This window comes from Vibrio sp. Vb1337 (genome assembly GCF_033338715.1).
Taxonomy (GTDB): Bacteria; Pseudomonadota; Gammaproteobacteria; order Enterobacterales; family Vibrionaceae; genus Vibrio; species Vibrio alginolyticus.
Genome location: NZ_JAWOTD010000169.1, coordinates 1 through 1,204 on the forward strand (window position 1 = coordinate 1; position 1,204 = coordinate 1,204).

Annotated in this window: 1 protein-coding gene and 1 pseudogene; both read left to right on the top strand. The window is 44.4% G+C overall.

The features are described from left to right. Positions 1-602: dicarboxylate/amino acid:cation symporter (locus R7E42_RS24760; protein WP_318073199.1), on the top strand; the 602-nt coding region annotated here is incomplete at its 5' end. Between the two features lie 155 nt (positions 603-757). Continuing rightward, positions 758-1,204 (top strand): annotated as a pseudogene (gene opaM / locus R7E42_RS24765) (acyl-homoserine-lactone synthase OpaM); the annotation flags it as partial.

A 1,204-nucleotide genomic window follows, 5' to 3' on the forward strand; every position in this document is an offset into this window, starting at 1 on the left:
TGGTTGTATTCAAACTGTTCGTTGTTTACGTTGCAGCAATCCTCGTGTTTGGCTTTATCGTATACCCTGCAATGGTGCATGTTTTCACTAAGACATCAGCGAAGAAATTCGTGTCTGCAATGAAAAAACCACAAGCAGTTGCACTATCAACAGCGTCGTCAATGGCGACACTGCCTGTCACTATGGATACGTGTGAAAAAGAACTTGGCGTGAAAAACTCAACTGCGTCATTCGTTCTGCCTCTGGGCGCGACCATCAACATGTCTGGTAATGCGATTTACTACGGCTTGGTGGCTATTTTCTTTGCACAGCTGTTCAACATCGACCTAGGCATGGGCGCTTACATCGCGATCATCGTGACTTCAACACTAGGTGCGGTTGGTCAAGCTGGTGTTCCGGGCCCTTCTTTCCTAGTGGTAGCAGTACTACTAGCGGCGGGTATCCCAATTGAAGGTCTGCCTCTACTCTTCGCTCTTGACCGTATCTTCGACATGATTCGTACGGCTCTAAACATTACTGGTGATGCAGCATGTGCGGTCATTGTTGATGCTTTAGTAGAAGCAACTGCCGCTGAAGCGGAGTTACAAAAGCAAGAAGCTTAGTTGCCTAACAAATACTTAAAAGCCGCTCAAAAGAGCGGCTTTTTTTTCGATTCTTTGCATTACGTAACCATACAAATAGAAACTAATAGCATAATTTTTCTGAAGTGATATAACGCACGTACTAACTATAAAAAACGTCAGATCTAGGTTGTATCATGAGTCTTAAGCTGTCTTTGGTTTCGCTTTCCAATACAGATTTGCCTATTGAAACAAAACAACAGGCACTGATCGATATTGTTCTTCGCTTCCTCACACCACAAGAGAGAGCCTCTCTCTTTGAGTCCATCACTCATCAACGAGAAACGAACTTGCTGGCACGCTATCCTGAGTACCAGTCCAAAAGTCTTTCTGTCTTGTTTGAGTTAATGGATTATCGAGATTTGGTTCGACTGCATCCGAACAACCTACATGACGACGTCTATCTACTTGAATTAACCGTAGCAGAGTGCTTCCCTCATTGGTTAGACTTTTGGTGCGCTTGCGAAATCGAAGCCATCAAACAGAAATACTCGCTTGAAAACCGCGAGCCAGCGACTGAACTCTCCTTCGAAGACGCCTCTTACTCAGCAATGCTCATTGATGATATTTCAGAGTCTTCAATG